The sequence below is a fragment of the Ruegeria sp. C12 genome, from assembly GCF_056537745.1.
The window spans coordinates 538831-556900 of record NZ_JBQFSA010000001.1 but is presented as its reverse complement, the minus strand read 5'-3'; the positions used below and the strand labels follow the sequence as shown (position 1 = coordinate 556900).

Sequence of the window (18070 nt, the reverse complement as noted above, 5' to 3'; positions counted from 1 at the left end):
ACAGTCAGAAATTGACCGACAGGAAGATGGATGCCTCGGTCGCATCCAAATCATCCTCGAACAGACCCAGATACCCCAGGGTGGCTTCCAGGAAAACGGCCTCGCTGGCTCTTCCCCGTACACCGATACGCGTAGCCCATGTCACATCTGACTGCGATGTTGCGCTGACCCCAATTTCGTCCCGCTCGAACCAGTAGGTTGCGCTGAGCGACGCAAACGGAGATACAACGGACCGCGACGTGACAAACGGCCTGCTCACCTCCAACTCCGGCGTCAGGGCACTGTATCTGACTTTGGCAACCTCGCCGATTATGTTGGTAGGCTGGCCCAGAACCGTGCCGGTCAGATCGTAATCTTCAGCACTGTATTTATAGTAATCAAAGGCAATAGATGGCCTGATCAGATATGGTCCGGCCTCGTATTGGCCAATAGCTTCCAGATTGGCGCGCCATCGCGTACGGTCGAAATCGCCGCTCAGCTCAAGCACACCGACATCTGTTGAAAACTCGCCGAACGTTGCCAAGCCATTGAGGACCCATCGGTCTGACATGCGCCAGGCGAAATAGGGACCGGCCGCGAATCCTTGGGTGTCTTGCGTGAACTGGCCTTCAAAACCTTCGACATCAATACTTTCCATCTCGACCTGAAAGCCAATCACCAGATCCTCTCGTACCAGCCGATCGATACCAGCAGCGAAATACCTGTCATTGACATCAACCTCATTGACGCCGCGCGTATCCTCGATTTCCGTGTAGGAGAAATCCGTCCAGACGTTCCATGGCGATGGCGGCGCAAGATCCCGGCCTTCCGTCAATGGCGGCCCGGCAACAATAGGAACAACTTGAGGGTCACATAGCGCGGAATCCAGCTTGCCTGTCGCCGCGTTTACACATTCCGCTCGGGCAACGCCGGTTCCACCACCAGATGAGCCGGGCTGTGTACGCGGCACAACGACCGCTGTCGACCCACCTCCGGGAAACCCGCCAGATCCGCCAGAACTCCCCGCGAAACCACCCGTTCCGCCGCTGCTGCCAGTGCCACCGCTGCTGCTACCAGTGCCGCCACCGCTGCTGCTGCCGGTGCCGCCGCTGCCACCGGTTCCACCACTACTACTGCCGCCGCCAAAGCCGCCGCTTCCGCCGCCAAAGCCGCCACCGCTGCTTCCGCCACCGAAGCCACCACTGCCGCCACCGGTTCCACCACTGCTGCCGCCGGAACCGCCGCTACCGTTCCCTCCACCGGACCCGCCGTTGCTGCCACCAGAGCTACCGCCACCACCGGGCAAGCTCCAATTTCTTTGTTGGTTTTGAGTATCGATCAAACAATCGCGACCGTTTGGGGCTCCGCCTACCTCGAACAGCCGATGCACGCCGCCGTTTCCGTTCGACACAAAAGGTGAAAAACTCAGATGAACGCCACTGCGTGACCTGCTCCATGTATCGACCGTTGTGTTGCGCTGCGCGGCTTCAAGACGGAAATTTCCTTGCCCTGTCGCGGATAGCCAAACGGATGACGCCGAGTTCGGGGTGCGACCGATATAAAGTAACTCACCCAAAGAACCGCATTGCTGCGCCGCTACATCAGCGGCAATTCCAAAAGTCGCAAAACACGCGGCCATAAAAAGACCAGAGTACCGCCGCATCCGCTTTAAAGGTCGTCGCATATCAGGCCCCAAAGTTGCGTTTCGGGCAAACGGCCCAAGGCAAAGCACGATGGCCCAAGCCTCTCAGGCGCAAACACGGCCAGGCAAGCCAAATTGGCTACAATAAAATCTAAATTTGAGAATGTGGCGGATATGCAAACGCCCGATGCGTATCAGGCCGATTTCTGAAAGGCACCTGTTTTGCGGCCGCAACTCCACAAGTGTACAGCCGCCCCAAAGGCTTCGAACAACGGGCGCGACACCGGATCGTTGACCGCATCCCATTCCGGATGCCACTGCACGGACAGCGTAAAGCCCGGCGCATCCTTGATATACATCGCTTCTGGCGTGCCATCCGGTGCGTGACCATCGATCACAACCCGCTGGCCGACGGTCTTGATCCCCTGCCCGTGCAACGTATTGGTCATCACCTCGGAAGCACCAAACAGGTCGTGGAAAACGCCACGTTCGGTCAGCGTCACCACATGGCGCAAGGCGAATTTCTCCTCCAGCGTACCATCCGGCGGCATCCGGTGGTTCATCCGGCCCGGCAGGTCCCGGATCTCGGGATACAGCGTACCGCCCATGGCCACGTTGACCTCCTGAAACCCGCGGCAAATGCCTAAGAAAGGCTGACCACGCTCTACACAGGCGCGCACCAGCGGCAAGGTGATCGCATCCCGCGCCCGGTCGAAATCGCCATGGGCGTCGGTTGCGGGCTCGCCATATTCCTCGGGGTGCACGTTGGGGCGACCACCGGTCAGCAGAAACCCGTCACATGTCTCAAGCAGCTCATCGACTGAGACAAACCGCGGATCCGCCGGGATCAGCAGTGGCAAACAGTCCGAGACATTGGCCACGGCATCCGAATTCATCGTCCCGCCCGCATGGGTCGGGTATTGATCATTCATCAGGTAAGAGTTGCCAATGATGCCTACGACGGGCCGCGCCATTCCAATGTCCTTGCTGTTGCACTGATTGGAATGGACGCTAACGGCAGACTTGGGAACGTGCAACAGAACACGCCCTGCATGACAGCGCAACGCAATGTTCAACTGCGCACAAGCGTAACCATGCGACCGGTTGATCAGATCTCCCCGGTCAACCCGGCGGCCTCGATCCCGGCCATGCCCGCCACGGCGTCGTTGTCCGAGGTATCGCCGGTCACGCCAACCGCGCCAATCACAGCGCCCTTCTTGTCCCGCAACAGAATGCCGCCCGGCACAGGAATGACCTGACCGCCATAGGCGCCGTTCACCGAGGCCATGAAATAGGCCTGCGCCTCGGCCCGTTGCATCTGCGCCGTCCCCGCCATGCCCAGCATGACCGAACCATAGGCCTTGCCCTGCGCAATCGCGAACCGACCGGGGGCCGCGCCGTCCTCGCGCTCAAACGCAATGACATGGCCGCCCGCGTCCAGAACCACAACAGACAGAGGCTTCAGCTCCATCTCATGCCCCTTTTCCAGCGCCTTACGAATGATGGTGCGCGCCTTGCGCAAGGAAATGCCCATACCTGATCCCTTTCATCTGGCCAAAAAAATCCTTGGGGGAGCGCAAGGGGGCAGACAGCCCCCTCGTTCCCGCCATTGCCGCCTAGCCCCGGCTGGCTTTGAATTCCAACCGCCGCGCATGCAGAACCGGCTCGGTATAGCCCGAAGGCTGAATGCGGCCCTTGAAAACCAGATCGCAAGCGGCCTGGAAAGCGATACCGTCAAAGCCGGGTGCCATGGGAACATAGGCCGCATCATCCGCGTTTTGGCGATCCACCACTGCAGCCATCTTCCGCATCGCCGCCATGACCTGTTCTTCGCTCACCACGTCGTGGTGCAACCAGTTGGCCAGTGCCTGAGACGAAATCCGACAGGTCGCGCGGTCCTCCATCAGGCCGATATCGTTGATATCCGGCACTTTCGAACAGCCCACACCCTGATCGACCCAGCGTACTACATAGCCAAGAATGCCCTGCGCGTTGTTCTCGATCTCGCGGGTAATCTCATCCGTGCTCAGGTTGCGCCCACCCAGCAGCGGGATGGTCAGCAGATCCTCCAGCGTGCCACGGGGTCCACCAGCGGCCAGTTCGTCCTGACGGTCCAGAACACTGACTTTATGATAATGCGTCGCGTGTAGGGTCGCGGCAGTTGGTGACGGCACCCAGGCGCAGGTGGCACCGGATTGCGGATGGCCGATCTTGGCCTCCAGCATGTCGCCCATCCGGTCCGGCATCGCCCACATGCCCTTACCGATCTGTGCCTTGCCTTTCAGGCCGCAGGCCAGGCCGATATCGACATTGCGATCCTCATAGGACGCAATCCACGGCGTGTTCTTGATGTCGCCTTTCGGCAGCATCGGGCCGGCCTCCATCGAGGTGTGGATCTCATCCCCCGTCCGATCAAGGAACCCGGTATTGATGAAGGCCACCCGCGATTTCGCAGCCCGAATACACTCGCCAAGGTTCACCGACGTGCGGCGTTCCTCATCCATGATGCCCAGCTTCACGGTATTGCGCGGCAGGCCTAGAATGTCTTCGACCATGTCGAAAATCTCGACCGAGAAGGCCACCTCTTCCGGGCCATGCATCTTGGGTTTGACCACATAGACCGACCCGGCGACCGAGTTGCCGCCCTCGCGCTTGAGGTCATGCATCGCGATCAGAGTGGTACAAAGCGCATCCATCAGCCCTTCACCGATCTCGTTCCCTTCACCGTCCAGTACGGCGGGGTTGGTCATCAGGTGGCCCACATTGCGCACCAGCATCAGCGAGCGGCCCTTCAGCGTTGCCTGCTCTCCCCCAGCGGTGGTGTAACCCAAGTCGTCCGCCAGTTTGCGGGTAAAGGTCTTGCCGCCCTTTGTGACCTCTTCGGTCAGGTCGCCCTTCATCAGACCCAGCCAGTTGCTATAGGCCACCACCTTGTCCGCGGCATCGACACAGGCGACCGAGTCCTCGCAGTCCATGATCGTGGACAGCGCAGATTCCAGACGCATATCCGCGATCCCGGCAGGGTCCGTCGCGCCGATATTGCTTGTTGGGTCGATCATGATCTGAATGTGCAGGCCGTTGTTTTTCAGCAGCACAAATTCGGGCGCGTCCGCGGCGCCACCAAAGCCCACAAAGCCCGCCGGGTTGGCCAGAGAGGGCACCAGCGCACCGCCCGCGACGTGCAGGCCGGTAACATCTGCCCACGACCCCTCGGCCAGTGGCACGGCATCATCCAGAAACGACTTGGCCCAGGCGATCACGCGGGCGCCGCGTTCGGTATCGTACCCGCCACCTTCGGGCAGATCACCCATCGCGTCGGTGCCGTACAGCGCATCATACAGGCTGCCCCAGCGCGCATTGGCGGCGTTCAGCGCAAAGCGGGCGTTGGTGATCGGCACCACCAGCTGCGGGCCGGGGGTCAGCGCGATCTCGGGGTCGACATTGGTGGTTTCGATCTGAAACGCCGCGCCGTCTTCAACCAGATAGCCGATCTCGCGCAGGAAGGCCTGATAGGCGGCGGCGTCATGATCCTGACCGATATTCGCCAGATGCCAGCCGTCGATGCGGCCCTGAATCTCGTTGCGTTTGGCCAGCAGCGCCTTGTTCTTCGGCCCCAACTCTTCGACCATTCGGGACAGGCCGGACCAGAATGTTTCCGGCGACACACCCGTACCCGGCAGCGCCTGACCCTCGATAAAACCTGTCAACTCTGCGGAGATCTGCAGGCCGCTCCGGGTTTCTCTGCTGCTCATCTACCATTTCTCCCGCTTTTGTACGCCACTGTATGCCGTCCTCAATTAGGACGGATGTTTCCGATAGGCAACTCTTGTTGGGAAATTCATCCCCCAAACCCGCCACACACACCAGATCAAACCAAAACCCGAGGCCTGGATGGCCGACGCCACCCTGCTTGCAGCCCGGCGGCGCAGCCCCTAACGTCGCGCCAGACACGAACCGATGCGAGGCCCCCGATGCACGACGCCGCCCCCACAATCTACCTGAAAGACTACGCGCCCTTCGGCTATCTGGTGGATAATGTGCATCTGACCTTTGATCTGGCTGATCACGCAACCCGCGTCACCTCGCGCATTGCATTCCGGCCAAACCGCGAGGCCACAGACCGCAAGTTTTTCCTGCATGGCGAAGACCTGACCCTGATCCGCGCCGCCATTGACGGTGTCGATGTCACGCCCGAACTCACCGACAAGGGCCTGACCGCCGCCGCCCCGGATGCGCCGTTCATCTGGGAGGCCGAGGTCGAAATCGACCCGGGCAACAACACCGCGCTGGAAGGGCTGTATATGTCGAACGGCATGTACTGCACCCAATGTGAGGCCGAAGGGTTTCGCAAGATCACCTATTACCCCGACCGGCCCGATGTGATGTCCACATTCACTGTGCGCATCAATGGCGACCTGCCCGTACTGCTGTCCAACGGCAACCCGTCCGGCAAGGGCGAAGGTTGGGCCGAATGGACCGACCCATGGCCCAAGCCCGCATACCTGTTCGCGCTGGTCGCAGGTGACCTGATCGCGCATTCCGACCGCTTCACCACCATGTCGGGCCGCGACGTGGACCTGAACCTCTGGGTCCGCCCCGGAGACGAGGGCAAATGCGCCTTTGGCATGGAAGCCCTGAAAAAGTCGATGAAATGGGACGAAGACGTCTATGGCCGCGAATACGATCTGGATGTGTTCAACATCGTCGCCGTGGACGATTTCAACATGGGTGCGATGGAGAACAAGGGACTGAACATCTTCAACTCCTCGGCCGTTCTGGCCAGCCCGGAAACCTCGACCGATGTGAATTTCGAACGGATCGAGGCGATCATCGCGCATGAGTATTTCCACAACTGGACCGGCAACCGCATCACCTGCCGCGACTGGTTCCAGCTGTGTCTGAAAGAGGGGCTGACCGTCTTCCGCGATGCACAGTTCACGTCCGACATGCGTTCGGCCCCGGTAAAGCGCATCCATGACGCCATCGATCTGCGTGCACGGCAATTCCCCGAGGATAACGGGCCACTGTCGCATCCGGTGAGACCAGAAAGCTTTCAGGAAATCAACAACTTCTACACCGCGACCGTCTATGAAAAGGGGGCCGAGGTGATCGGCATGCTGAAACGACTTGTCGGGGATGAAGCCTACGCAAAGGCGCTGGGCCTGTATTTCGACCGCCATGACGGGCAGGCCTGCACCATCGAGGATTGGATCAAGGTGTTCGAGGACACAACAGGCCGCGATCTGACCCAATTCAAGCGCTGGTACAGCCAATCCGGAACGCCTCGGGTATCGGTTGCCGAACATTGGGAAGATGGCGCCTATACCCTGACGTTGCGCCAGCGCACCGAACCCACGCCGGGTCAGGACACCAAAGAACCGAAGGTGATCCCCGTCGCCGTGGGCCTGCTTGGCCCCAATGGCGATGAGGTCCGCGCAACCGAGGTGCTAGAACTGACCGAGGCCGAGCAGAGTTTTACCTTCACCGGTCTGGCGGCCAAACCCGTGCCCTCGATCCTGCGCGATTTCTCGGCCCCGGTGATCTTGGAACAAGATCACTCGAATGCCGAACGGGCGTTTCTGCTGGCCCATGATACCGACCCGTTCAACCGCTGGCAGGCGGGGCGCGCGCTGGCCGAGGATACGTTGCTGCGGATGATCTCGGATGAGGCGGTGCCGGATGCCGATTACCTGGATGGTTTGCTGGCGGTATTACGCGATGGCGATCTGGACCCGGCCTACCGCGCGTTGATGCTGGGCCTGCCCACGCAATCCGAACTGGCGGCGGCTTTGTATGAACGGGGCGAAACGCCCGACCCGATGGCAATCTGGACAGCGACCGAGACCCTGCGGCAGGCCACGGCACAGCATCTGCAAGACCTGCTGCCCCGCCTGCACAGCGAGGCTTTGGTGGACGCGCCCTACAAGCCGGATGCGGAACAATCCGGCAAGCGCGCGCTGGGAGGTGCGGCTTTGGCCCTAACCACGCGGTTGGACGGCGGCGCGATGGCGGCGGAGGCCTATTCCAAATCGGACAACATGACCCTGCAACTCTCGGCCCTGTCCTGCCTGTTGCGCGCCCGCAAGGGCGAGCCCGAACTGGCCGCGTTCTATGATCAGTGGCAGCATGACCGTCTGGTGATCGACAAATGGTTCGGGCTGCAGATTGCGATGGCCGCGCCCGAGGCAACGCCAAAAACCGCCCAAACGCTAACACAGCACGCTGATTTCAATTGGAAAAACCCCAACCGCTTCCGCGCTGTGATGGGCGGGCTGGCGATGAACCATGCCGGGTTTCATCAGGCCGATGGCGCAGGGTATCGCTTGCTGGCCGATTGGCTCATTCGCCTGGACCCGGTGAATCCACAGACCACCGCGCGCATGTGTTCGGCCTTCCAGACCTGGAGGCGATACGACGCAGACCGTCAGGACCTGATCCGCGCGCATCTGACCCGCATTTCCGAGACACCAGACCTGTCACGCGACACGACCGAGATGGTGTCGCGCATTCTGGGCGCATGACGACCTACACGTTCACGCGGCACAACCGGAATCCGCGCACGATTCTGATTCTGATCGGTGTCTATGCCGCATTGCTGTCGCTGATCATCCTGTTCGACGCGGTGTGGTGGATCGTCGGGTTGCTGTCCCTTGCGACCTTGCCCGCCATCTGGGACGTCGTTCAGGACAGCAGCGCCGGCGTTCAACTGGATCAGCATCGCCTGCGCTGGTTTTCAGGCAAAAGACAGGGCGAAATGGCCTTGGATGAAATCCAATACATCCGCTTTGACACGCGCTGGGATTTCTCGGTCCGCGTCTCACTGGTTCTGCACTCGGACAAAAAGGTCCGCCTGCCGGATGAGTCGATTCCACCGCATCGCGCATTCGAAACCGTGCTGGAACAGGCCGGTTTTCGCGTCAAACGCCACCATTTTACCGTTTTCTGAAACGATCCGTGCAACAATGCAAGATTGCGCAGAATTCATAAAAGGTAACGAGCATTTAACTTGAAATAGCCGCAGTTTCCGGCCAATTTTGAGTCGTACGTTACCAGTTTTTAAGTTTTCGAGTTCCACCATGTTCCGGTTTGCACGGGCGCTTTCTGCCCGATTGACAGCTTCCAAACCCCAAACCGCGTCTGATTTCAGCGCAACGTCCGCCTTGGCCGCAGCCTTGCCCGAGCAGGGTCAGCTGAATATTCCCGTGGCCAAATTGGGCCCCGAGGACATGGTCGGGCGCGAAACGATTGAGCGTGGCCGCCATCTGGCGCGTCAGGATCGCTGGGCTGAACTGTCCAAGGAAATGCGTGCCGCTGACGACGCGTGCAAGGCGGCCCCGGACGGGATGCCAATCGCCGATCTTTTGGCCTTTGGCGCGCGTTCCGATGTGGTGCTGGCGGCAGAACATGCCCTGTCCGACGGCAAACCGATTTCGGATTACGACCTTCTGGGTGGCATTTCAGATCTGGAATCCGAATTGCGCGACAATCCCGACGACCCGATGATCGCTCTGGTCGTGGCGCTGGCCCATATCGACATCGCATGGGCGTGGCGCGGAAACGCGGCGGATGCGACCCTACCGCCGCTGCATCGATCGCGCTGTGCGGCGCATTTCGACCGGGCGGCGCAAATCTTGCCGGATTGCAAAGCCGCCGCCCCCAACAGCCCGCTGATCGCGGCTGCGGCATGTGCCTTGCTGGCCGGTCAACGCAAGGCGACGGCGCGGGTTGCAGATGAATATGAACGCCTGATCACCCTGGACCCGAATAATCAGCGCCACATGCGCGCGATGGGCAGCCACCTGCTGCCCCGTTGGTTCGGAAGTTACGAGGAGCTGGAAATTCAGGCCCTGCGCAACGCTGCCCGCACCCATAAGACATGGGGCGCAGGTGGTTATACCTGGGTTCAGTTCGACGCCATCGCGCTGGATGAAGAGGCCTGCGCGCGGTTGGATGTCGAGTATTTCCTGGAAGGTCTGCGGGATATCCTGCAACGGCGACCCGATCAGCAGATGGTCAACATGCTGTCCGCCTATTGCGCGATCACGCTGCAAAACGGGCTGGGCCTGAACGAACAGGCCGATCTGGTGCGCAGCCAGATGCGCGAGGCTGCAAACTGGCTGATCCGCGATCACCTGACCGAGCTTCACCCGCTGATCTGGGCCCATGCGGCGGCCGGATTTAACAACTCGGTCCGCATCAACTCACCCGAGCGGTTCGCCGCGCGCGGACAGCGCGATGCTTTGCGAGCGATTGGCGATTTCTTCCGGGATGAGTTGGGCAGCGGCAAGGATGTGACCTTCACTCCGACCGGCCTGCAGTTTTCGCAGCACTGAATCGCGCCTTCCCTCTTGCCCCTAGCCCCTGCCGGGCCTAATACGCAGGCTTAGATTTCTGCGGATATGAGGCGCGCCATGCTCGACCTGACCTACGACATGCCCAAAGTCAAAACCATTGCCGGGGCCAAGCACGATTGGGAACTGGTGATCGGGATGGAGGTGCACGCTCAGGTCTCGTCCAATGCCAAGCTGTTTTCCGGCGCGTCAACCCAATTCGGGGCCGAGCCGAACTCGAACGTGGCCTTCGTGGACGCGGCAATGCCGGGCATGCTGCCGGTGATCAACGAGTATTGCGTTGAACAGGCTGTGCGCACCGGGCTGGGCCTGAAGGCAGATATCAACCTGAAATCTGCTTTCGACCGCAAGAACTATTTCTATCCTGACCTGCCGCAGGGCTATCAGATTTCTCAGCTGTACCACCCTATCGTGGGCGAAGGTGAAGTGCTGGTCGAGATGGGCGACGGCACCGCGCGCATGGTCCGCATCGAACGTATCCATATGGAGCAGGACGCGGGTAAATCGATCCACGACATGGACCCGCATATGTCCTTTGTCGACCTGAACCGGACCGGCGTTTGCCTGATGGAGATCGTCAGCCGCCCCGATATTCGCGGCCCCGAGGAGGCCGCCGCCTATATCGCCAAGCTGCGCCAGATCATGAGGTACCTGGGCACCTGCGACGGTAACATGCAGAACGGCAACCTGCGGGCGGACGTGAACGTCTCGATCTGCTTGCCGGGCGCGTATGAGAAATATCAGGAAACGCAGGATTTCTCGCATCTGGGCACGCGCTGCGAGATCAAGAACATGAACTCGATGCGCTTCATCCAGCAGGCGATCGAGGTCGAGGCCCGCCGCCAGATCGCCATTGTCGAAGGGGGTGGCAAGGTCGATCAGGAAACCCGCCTGTACGACCCGGACAAGGGCGAGACGCGGTCGATGCGGTCCAAGGAAGAGGCGCATGATTACCGCTATTTCCCCGACCCCGACCTGCTGCCACTGGAGATCGAACAGGCTTGGGTGGATGACATCGCAGCCAAGCTGCCGGAACTGCCCGATGACAAAAAGGCACGCTTCATCAGCGAGTTTGGCCTGACCGACTATGACGCATCCGTTCTGACTGCCGAGGTCGAAAGCGCCGCCTATTTCGAAGAGGTCGCAAAAGGCCGCAACGGTAAACTGGCCGCCAACTGGGTCATCAACGAACTGTTCGGCCGGTTGAAGAAAGAAGATCACGAGATCACCGACTCGCCGGTTTCGCCTGCGCAGTTGGGTGGGATCATCGACCTGATCGCCTCGGACGCCATTTCCGGCAAGATCGCCAAGGACCTGTTCGAAATCGTCTATACCGAAGGCGGCGACCCGGCGCAGATCGTTGAAGATCGCGGCATGAAACAGGTGACGGACACGGGCGCCATCGAGGCCGCCTTGGACGAGATCATCGCCGCCAACCCGGCGCAGGTCGAAAAAGCCAAAATAAACCCGAAACTGGCGGGCTGGTTTGTTGGTCAGGTGATGAAAGCCACCGGCGGCAAGGCCAACCCCAAGGCCGTGAACGAACTGGTTGCCAAAAAGCTGGGATCGTAAGCCCCCGCTCACCCGGATTGAACGGAGTCAGGCCACCGGCTTGACTCCGTTTTCATTTGCGCCCTTTCTTCGGCAGAGATGACGGAGGGTGCCATGCAGAACAGATTTGATCAGGAACTCGAGGACCGTCTGGTCCGCTACGCGGCCATCGACAGCCAAAGCGATGAGACCTCGGCCACCACCCCCAGCACCGACATTCAGTTCGACATGCTGAACCTGATGCGTGACGAGTTGACAGCTATCGGCGCGCAGGATGTTGAACTGACCGGCGACAGCGTTGTTGTGGCGACCATCCCCGGTACCGCCCCCGGCCCGACCATCGGCTTTCTGGCCCATGTGGACACCGCGCCACAGTTCAACGCAACCGGTGTCAAACCGCGTGTGATCAAGGGCTATAACGGCGGCGATATCAGCTTTCCCGATGATCCTGATCTGGTGCTGTCACCTGCGGAACATCCTTATCTGGCGGAAAAGATCGGTCATGACCTGATCACCGCATCCGGCACCACGCTGCTGGGCGGCGACGACAAGGCGGGCGTGTCGATCCTGATGACAATGGCGCGGCATCTTATTGAAAACCCTGACATCCCCCACGGCCCGATCCGCATCGCCTTCACCCCCGACGAGGAAATCGGCCGTGGTGTGACCCCGCAACTGCCCAAAGATCTGGGGGCCGATTTCGCCTATACGCTGGACGGTCAGGAAGTGGGCGAGATCGAATACGAAAGCTTCTCGGCCGACCGCGCGGTGATTAAAATTACCGGCGTCTCGATCCATCCCGGACTGGCGAAGGACAAGATGGTCAATGCCGCCCACCTCGCCGCCAAGATCGTGCAGACCTTGCCGCAGGCGACCATGACTCCGGAAACCACTGATGGGCGTGATGGTTTCATCCATATCACCGATATGAATGGCGGCTCATCCGAGATGGAGCTCAAACTGATCCTGCGCGATTTCGAGATGGAGGGGCTTGAGGCGCAACGGCAGATCGTGCGTCAGGTCTGCGACGCCGTGCAGGCCACCGAACCGCGTGCGACCATCACCTGCGACATCAGCCATCAATACCGCAACATGCGCTATTGGCTGGAAAACGACATGACGCCCGTCGATCTGGCCCGCGAAGCCTGTCAGGAGCTTGGCATCGAACCACTGTCCGTTCCCATTCGGGGCGGCACGGATGGGTCCCGTCTAACCGAGTTCGGAACCCCCTGCCCCAACCTGTTCACCGGGATGCAATGCATTCACGGACCGCTGGAATGGATTTCGGTACAGGACATGGCACAGGCAACCGAACTGTGCCTGTCGGTTGTGGCCAAGGCGGCGCAGAAAACCGGCTGAATGACGCCATTTTCGCAACCTCCCTTTCGCCCATGGACTGGCGTGCTAAGTTGGCCGCAACAGGCATTAGGAAACAATTGATGCAGCGCTACGAATACAAGGTGATCCCCGCCCCGCAAAAAGGCACCAAGGCCAAGGGCGTCAAAACGGTCGAGGGGCGCTTTGCGGCCTCGGTTGAGCAGGTTTTGAACCAAATGGCGCAGGACGGGTGGGAATACCAGCGGGCGGAACTGCTGCCTAGCGAGGAACGCTCGGGCCTGACCAAATCGACCACGAACTGGCGCAATGTTCTGGTGTTCCGGCGGATGATCGCGGCGGCTGTTGTGCCCACCCCGTCCCCGACCGAAACACCCGAAGGCGTGCCGCTTGCGCAACCTGTTCCGGGGCCGGAGGCCGTGCAAGCGCCCGAGCCCATCGCCGAAGAAGCAGACGAACCGCCCCTGACGCTGAAACACAGCGATGATGCGGCAAAAGAGCCGGACAAAGCCTAAGCCCTGCCGACTGTACCCAACCGCTAAGACGTGACTTCCGCGATCAGGTCATCCCAGACCGAAAACACAAGGTCCGGCGCCAGCCGGTGGCGGATGTCAGTGTGATTGGCCGCCATTTCCGTGCGCATGTGCGGATCCTGTATCAGCTGCAAAGCAGACGCGGCCAGCGCATCGACATCTCCGGTCGGCACCAAAAAACCATTTCGACCGTGATCAATAAGATCGGATGGGCCATAGTCGCAATCGAAGGACACAATGGGGATACCACTGACCGCCGCCTCGGCGACAACATTGTGAAACCCTTCAAAGCGGGACGTCGCCAAAACGATCTCACTGTTTTTTGCCCAAAGACCGACCTCGGGCGTATTGCCCGGCAAATTCACAACGCCCTCAAGCCCCAGATCCCGACGCAGCGTTTCCAATGCGCCGCGTTCGGGGCCCTCTCCGTATATTGTCAGAGTCGTTTCGGGGCTGTGCGCGTGAATACGTTGCATGGCTTGCAAAAGCATATCGAAGCCCTTTTGGGGCACCAGCCGTCCGATCGAAACCAATTGACTCGCGGGTCCGGTCTTTGTCGGGGCAACGACATCAAAGGGCGTAATCGGGTTCGGAATAACAATGCCGCGCTTGCGCAGTGTCGGTGGCAAATCCGCCAGACCTTTCTGTGTCAAAGCGACCACTTTGGCAGCCCGCATCCCCAACACGGCCTTGAGCTTCAACCACAAGGGATGGGCATTTTGCCGTTTTGGGTTGTTGCGCTCGCAAATGATGACTGGAATGCGCTTGTCCAGCGTCGCCAGCAAGGTCAGCACGTTGACCTTGGTCAGAAATGAGATCACCAGATCTGGCTTGAATTGGCGCACTGTTTTTCGGATGTGCATCAAGCGCCTGAGCTGCCCCGACTTCCCGGTCAGCGCGCTGATTTCAACATCGGGGTGATTTTCGAAGTACGGCCCCTGCTCGGGCATGCTGAAGGCCGTCACATGCACCTTCAGCCCACGCCGGGCGAAATGCCCCGACAACATTGAGATGACTTTTTCCGCCCCACCCGGCCCAAATCCGGCCTGTACAAATAGTACTCGCACCAAAACACCCTAAAACAAATCAGCAGGCTTCGTGACGCTAAACCACGCCAGATGTTCATACAACAAATCGTTTGTTAAATTAAAATTAAGACGAAAAACGGCGCTCTAATTGGTCCCTGGCCTGTTTCTATAACTCTCGCCAAAGTCATAGCCTGAACAATCGCTCTGCAAGTCCGGAATCCCATGCGAATTAGAAACGCAATTTTGACGGCGACCGCTGGAAAACGGCCCAAGCGATTCTGTGATTTGCTTGGAACAGGGTCAGACGTCGATATCCAGCGCCAAAGCATGGATCCGGGGCACAATATCCCCCAACGCCTTGTGCACCGCGCGATGGCGGGCGACGCGGGACTGCCCCTCGAATGCAGAGGCTCGGATGCGGACGTTGAAATGGCTCTCGCCTCCGTCCTGATACCCCGCATGCCCACGATGGCTTTCGCTGTCATCGACAACCTCAAGCTCGCGCGGATCGAATGCGGCTTGCAGGCGGGTTCGGATTTCGTCGGTCACGCTCATTTTTTTGCTCAGCGGCAAAAATTTTGCCGCGCCCCTCTTCTACTTTCGGCTGCTTAGACTAAACTGCTGCCTCCGAGTCGAAAAGATGCGTTCGTGAGGATCACAGCATGGCGAAGTCAGACCCCTTCGGATTTGATATGTCCGTTTCCAGCGCCAAGAAAAAGAACCCGCGCGGGCGTCGGGGTATGTCGGGCGCGTCTGAGACCTCGGTGCGGATCTGCGACCACCCGGGATGTGAAGAACCCGGCAAGTACCGCGCGCCCAAAGCACCGGATGTATTGGATGATTTCTACTGGTTCTGCCAGCAGCATGTGCGCGAATATAACCAGAAATGGAACTTCTTCGACGGCACGACCGAGGCCGAGCTGAACGCGCAGCGTTCGAAAGACAAGGTTTGGGAACGTGAAACCAAACCCATGGGCGATCCCGAAGCCCGTGCCTGGGCCCGCCTGGGCATCGAAGACCCGCATCAGGTGTTGGGTTCGAACAGCACCCAGAACAAGGGCCGCACCTCAGGCGGAGGAGGCCGTCGCCTGCCGCCCACCGAGCGTCGTGCAATCGAGATTCTGGAAGCCAATGACAGCTGGTCCAAAGCCGAGGTCCGCAAGGCCTACAAGAAGCTGATCAAGGTACTGCACCCGGACATGAACGGCGGCGACCGCTCGCAAGAGGAACAGCTGCAAGAGGTCGTCTGGGCCTGGGATCAGATCAAGGATAGCCGGAACTTCAAGTGACGTCTGGCCCAAGCCTCGCTTGTTAATAGGGTTGTGGGATCATCAGATACGCCTGATTTGAAGATCGAATTGCACGGGCTGGAATCCCCCACTCCATGCAATAGGTCTTGCCAAGCACAATCAGAATTTACCGTTGTCGTGGGCCATTTCGTTTGGGATGGGCGAAACGACGTCCCAGTGTTCGACGATTTTGCCATTCTCGACGTGCCAAAGATCAAAAAACGCCCACGGCTCGCCACCCATGATGGCATCCGACGCCACGAAGACAAAGTTCCCCTCGGCAACAACAATCTGCGGTTCGAACTTGGTGATGACCATCCCTTGCGCCGCAAATGCCTCGACCGCTGCCATTAGGCCATCCAAGCCATCCGCGATGTTCGGATTGTGCTGACGATAAACGGCAGGGTCCATATAATCGGTGACTTTCTCGGGGGCATTTCCGGCAAGGACATCCCGCACGAAGCCGACGACAAGCTGTTTGTTTTCAGCCGTTTTCCCATGATCGGCCAACTCGACCGGCCCATCTGTCATTGAGCGTCCCGACGCCGTGGTCTCAGGCGGGGCTTGCAAGTTGTCCCAGTGTTCAGCAACCAGCCCGTCTTCGACCCTGAACACATCGAAGGCAACAAGGGTCGGGGCGCCAAAAGCATCGGCGTTTTCAAAAGTGTTGTGCAAGACGACATAATCCCCCTCGGCAATGACGCGGTGGGTTGTGACGGTCATGCCTGAGGCTTCGATTGCCGGAATAACGCTCAGCAATGCGTCGGCCCCGGTTGGAATTGAAGGATTGTGTTGAATGTAGTCCGGGGCCAGCAGATCTTTGGCCGCTTGCGGGTCATGTTCAACAAAGGCTGCTGTAAACAGAGCCATAACCAGTTCCTTAGGTGTCATCGTGCGTCCTTTCGATTCGCGTTATGGCAATAGCTGGTATCAAAAATGCACTACGTTTCAATTACGCACTAAAATGAAACAAGGTATGTTTTAGGATACCTGGCCTGGTCCAAGGGCGCTTGAATCGCCGAACATCGGTATGGTAATCGACGCTGGTATTCAATTTGCACCGAGGCGAAAATGCTACCCATAGGCGTTGAAAGCAAAGCCGAAGCATCGAACTGCCCCATTCGCTCCGTTCTGTCGAATGTTACGGGCAAGTGGCGCATGATCATCATCTTGTCGCTTGAGGATGAACCGAAAAGGTTTGGAGAGATCAAGCGCTGCATCGGCGATGTGACACAGCGGGTTCTCACCGAAAACCTGCGGGGGCTTCAGCGCGATGGGTATTTGACACGGACCGTTGATCCTGGTCCTCCGGTCGCTGTGTCTTACGAACTGACCCCGCTGGGTCGTAGCCTTCTGGAGCATCTGAAACCGTTGGTCTTCTGGTCCAGCACGCGACAGGAGCAGGTCAAGGCTGCGCGGCTGGAATATGAAAAAGCGCATCAGGACTGAGCGGTTCTGGCCGATCACCGGCGCTAGTAAATTGCAACTCTGACACCTGCATGCGGTGGCCCCACAGCCCTCAAGCGTGACGTCCAATACGAACCTGATCGTTCAGAGCATCTCGTCGTCCTCAACCTGTTACAAACCCTTGTTACGGCCTGTCCCGTGGGCCGCGTACTCTGCCCATATCCGATTTGACGCGAACAGCGAGTTTGGACTGTGATATGGACAACCTGATCTACACCGTTCACGAGGTCTCAGTGGTGCTGGCCCTCGGTTCGGCCCTGATGTTGAGCCTGTATCTTGCCCTGAACCTGCGCTTGCCGCGTTTGGGTCTGTGGCCCAGCGCCAGCGGATGGCGGCATCACGCGGCATTCGGGCTGTTTCGGCTGTTTTGCGGCGCCACCGTCGTGTTCGCCTTGTCCGAGGTTTGGGTGAACGGCTGGGGCCATTGGGTGCGCTACGCTATCGGCGTGCCGATCATGGTGCTTTCCTTCGGCATCACGCTGCGCGGGTACCGCTTTCTGGGGCTCGACAATACCTACTGCGAAAGCGACGGGTTGGTGACAAGCGGCATGTATGCCTATTCGCGCAACCCGCAATATGTTACCTCGGTGCTGGCAACGGTGGGTCTGGGGATCTCCAGCGGATCGTGGCTGACCCTGGCCTTGGCCGCCATTCTGTTCCTGATCTACTTTCTGTTCGTTCTGAACGAAGAAAGATGGCTGCTTCAGGGCTATGGCCGCTCCTTTCAGGACTACATGCGCCAAACGCCACGATTTGTTGATGAGCGCAGCCTGATCAGATTGCGTAAGGAGATCCTGCAGTAATCGTTTCAGACCAACCGATAAGGCCAGTTGAAAAGAAACATCCGGACAGCTTCTTCAAGTGGCGGCTTTCCCTTGCCCTTGCCTGCAATATG

General features: G+C 59.3%; 17 protein-coding genes. 9 read left to right on the top strand and 8 right to left on the bottom strand.

What is annotated here, in order from left to right:
* Positions 1-4 precede the first annotated feature (4 nt).
* The 5 genes from ACR0C9_RS02580 to ACR0C9_RS02560 form a co-directional block, all read right to left on the bottom strand.
* Entirely contained in the window at positions 5-949 is a 945-nt protein-coding gene (locus tag ACR0C9_RS02580; protein ID WP_480780321.1) for an autotransporter outer membrane beta-barrel domain-containing protein, read from the bottom strand.
* Entirely contained in the window at positions 886-1275 is a 390-nt protein-coding gene (locus tag ACR0C9_RS02575) for a hypothetical protein (protein ID WP_480780320.1), read from the bottom strand. Before ACR0C9_RS02575 ends, ACR0C9_RS02580 begins: the two co-directional genes overlap by 64 nt.
* Before the next feature lie 540 nt (positions 1276-1815).
* Positions 1816-2595, bottom strand: a complete 780-nt coding sequence (locus ACR0C9_RS02570) for a gamma-glutamyl-gamma-aminobutyrate hydrolase family protein (protein ID WP_170523451.1) — start codon at positions 2593-2595, stop codon at positions 1816-1818.
* A gap of 134 nt (positions 2596-2729) precedes the next feature.
* Positions 2730-3155 carry a heme-binding protein gene (locus ACR0C9_RS02565; RefSeq protein WP_170452025.1) on the bottom strand — a complete coding sequence of 142 codons (426 nt, stop codon included), beginning with the start codon at positions 3153-3155 and terminating at the stop codon, positions 2730-2732.
* Between the two features lie 82 nt (positions 3156-3237).
* On the bottom strand, positions 3238-5373 hold the full coding sequence (locus ACR0C9_RS02560; RefSeq protein ID WP_480780319.1) for a malate synthase G: 2136 nt from the start codon (positions 5371-5373) through the stop codon (positions 3238-3240).
* 219 nt (positions 5374-5592) lie between these two features.
* Here ACR0C9_RS02560 and pepN point away from each other — a divergent pair, with 219 nt between their 5' ends.
* From pepN to ACR0C9_RS02530, 6 genes are all read left to right on the top strand, one after another.
* Positions 5593-8142 carry an aminopeptidase N gene (gene pepN / locus ACR0C9_RS02555; protein WP_480780318.1) on the top strand — a complete coding sequence of 850 codons (2550 nt, stop codon included), beginning with the start codon at positions 5593-5595 and terminating at the stop codon, positions 8140-8142.
* The gene (locus tag ACR0C9_RS02550) at positions 8139-8567 is read left to right on the top strand and encodes a hypothetical protein (RefSeq protein WP_170452031.1); all 429 of its coding nucleotides are present in this window, start codon (positions 8139-8141) and stop codon (positions 8565-8567) included. Before pepN ends, ACR0C9_RS02550 begins: the two co-directional genes overlap by 4 nt.
* A 163-nt stretch (positions 8568-8730) precedes the next feature.
* A complete protein-coding gene (locus tag ACR0C9_RS02545; RefSeq protein ID WP_480780317.1) occupies positions 8731-9954 on the top strand; it encodes a hypothetical protein in 1224 nt (407 codons plus the stop codon).
* 78 nt (positions 9955-10032) lie between these two features.
* Entirely contained in the window at positions 10033-11544 is a 1512-nt protein-coding gene (gene gatB, locus ACR0C9_RS02540) for an Asp-tRNA(Asn)/Glu-tRNA(Gln) amidotransferase subunit GatB (protein WP_170452035.1), read from the top strand.
* A 93-nt stretch (positions 11545-11637) separates the two neighbouring features.
* On the top strand, positions 11638-12882 hold the full coding sequence (pepT, locus tag ACR0C9_RS02535) for a peptidase T (RefSeq protein WP_480780316.1): 1245 nt from the start codon (positions 11638-11640) through the stop codon (positions 12880-12882).
* Positions 12883-12962: 80 nt separating this feature from the next.
* Positions 12963-13373 carry an MSCRAMM family adhesin gene (locus ACR0C9_RS02530; protein ID WP_170452043.1) on the top strand — a complete coding sequence of 137 codons (411 nt, stop codon included), beginning with the start codon at positions 12963-12965 and terminating at the stop codon, positions 13371-13373.
* A gap of 23 nt (positions 13374-13396) precedes the next feature.
* Here the strand turns inward: ACR0C9_RS02530 and ACR0C9_RS02525 are convergent, their stop codons facing one another.
* Positions 13397-14458: a glycosyltransferase family 4 protein gene (locus tag ACR0C9_RS02525; protein ID WP_170452045.1), complete on the bottom strand. Its 1062-nt coding sequence runs from the start codon at positions 14456-14458 to the stop codon at positions 13397-13399.
* A 261-nt stretch (positions 14459-14719) separates the two neighbouring features.
* Complete coding sequence (locus ACR0C9_RS02520) at positions 14720-14974, bottom strand: BolA family protein (protein WP_170452047.1); 255 nt, start codon at positions 14972-14974, stop codon at positions 14720-14722.
* A 107-nt stretch (positions 14975-15081) separates the two neighbouring features.
* Between ACR0C9_RS02520 and ACR0C9_RS02515 the strand changes: the two genes are divergently transcribed.
* Entirely contained in the window at positions 15082-15708 is a 627-nt protein-coding gene (locus ACR0C9_RS02515; RefSeq protein ID WP_170452049.1) for a J domain-containing protein, read from the top strand.
* A 120-nt stretch (positions 15709-15828) separates the two neighbouring features.
* Here ACR0C9_RS02515 and ACR0C9_RS02510 read toward each other — a convergent pair whose 3' ends face one another.
* The gene (locus ACR0C9_RS02510) at positions 15829-16578 is read right to left on the bottom strand and encodes a nuclear transport factor 2 family protein (protein ID WP_480780315.1); all 750 of its coding nucleotides are present in this window, start codon (positions 16576-16578) and stop codon (positions 15829-15831) included.
* A gap of 201 nt (positions 16579-16779) precedes the next feature.
* Between ACR0C9_RS02510 and ACR0C9_RS02505 the strand changes: the two genes are divergently transcribed.
* Together ACR0C9_RS02505 and ACR0C9_RS02500 are read left to right on the top strand one after the other, a co-directional pair.
* Positions 16780-17157 (top strand): winged helix-turn-helix transcriptional regulator, encoded by a 378-nt coding sequence (locus tag ACR0C9_RS02505; protein WP_170452054.1) that lies wholly within the window; start codon positions 16780-16782, stop codon positions 17155-17157.
* Positions 17158-17372: 215 nt separating this feature from the next.
* Positions 17373-17978: a methyltransferase family protein gene (locus ACR0C9_RS02500; RefSeq protein WP_480780314.1), complete on the top strand. Its 606-nt coding sequence runs from the start codon at positions 17373-17375 to the stop codon at positions 17976-17978.
* Positions 17979-18070: the final 92 nt, after the last annotated feature.